The organism is Streptomyces murinus, assembly GCF_002154555.1.
GTDB lineage: Bacteria > Actinomycetota > Actinomycetes > Streptomycetales > Streptomycetaceae > Streptomyces > Streptomyces murinus.
Genome location: NZ_MUNF01000377.1, coordinates 1 through 1176 on the forward strand (window position 1 = coordinate 1; position 1176 = coordinate 1176).

Consider the following 1176-nt stretch of genomic DNA (forward strand, 5'->3'; position numbering starts at 1 on the left):
CGCGGCGTACAGGAGGATCACCAGCACCAGGATCAGGTCGAGCAGGTCCACGGAGCCGCCTTTCTCTTCGGACCCCTCACACGGGCGGGTCGGGCCCGCTGAAGGGTCACAGGTACATGATCGGGCGCCGACGGCGAACCGGCCACGTGTGCCTGTAACCGCAGAAACGCCTCGGACCGGGATGTTGGTTCCGCCAGGTGGCACAGCGCACATCGCGGGCAGGCGCGGCCGGTCCGAGAGTGGGACCATGTCCGTCGTCCGAAGAGCCAGGGGGATCCGCGGCTCGCTCACCGCACGACTGCCGCGCCTTCCGCGCCTTTCACGGCCCTCACGGCTGCTCCGGCGGTCCCGGTCGCCCCGACCGGACCCGGCGTCCCGGCCACCCCGGCTACCCCGGCCGAGCCGGCTCCCCGGCCCGCTGCTGGTGCTGCTGGGCTCCTTGCCCGGTCTGATGGCCGTCCTCGCGCTCGCCCTGTACGCGCGCGGCGTGGAGCGGCCCGCCCGGATCCCGCTCGACCGGCCCGCCGCCCTCGACCTGCGCACCACCGCGCCCGGGACCGGGAGCGCCCACCTCGCCGGGCGGCCCCTGATCGTGCCGCGCTCCGCCTGGCTGGCCGGCGCCCCCGCCGGGCACACCCAGCCGCCGCCGCGCTACGACGACAAGGTGATCGCCGTCTTCGTGCACCACACCGACTCGTCCAACGCCTACCAGTGCGCGGACACCCCCGAGATCATCCGCCGTCTCTACGCCGGGCAGACCGGCGTACGGCAATGGGACGACATCGGCTACAACTTCCTCGTCGACCGCTGCGGCACGATCTACGAGGGCCGGGCGGGCGGCGCCGACCGGGCCGTCACCGGCGCCCACGCACAGGGCTTCAACCACCGCACCGCCGGGATCGCCGCGATCGGCACCTTCACCGCGGGCGTGCCGGTGCCGCGCGCCATGACCGACGCCATCGCGGCCCTCGCCGCCTGGAAACTGGGCCTGGCCGACATCGATCCGCGCGAGCGGGTGCGGCTGGTCTCCAGCAACGGGCACAGCCGCTTCCGCGCGGGCACCGCCGTCACCCTGCCCGCCGTCTCCGGTCACAACGACGGCTTCATGACCACCTGCCCGGGCGCCGCCCTCACCGCGCGGCTGCCGGAGATCAGGGAGACGGCGGGCAGGGTGAC

At 74.3% G+C, this 1176-nt stretch carries 1 protein-coding gene; it reads left to right on the plus strand.

Translation table 11 applies throughout. The annotated features are described in order from the left end of the window. Window positions 1-424 precede the first annotated feature (424 nt). The coding region (locus CCN72_RS22775) for a peptidoglycan recognition protein family protein (protein ID WP_244174388.1) at window positions 425-1176 on the plus strand (752 nt) is incomplete at its 3' end.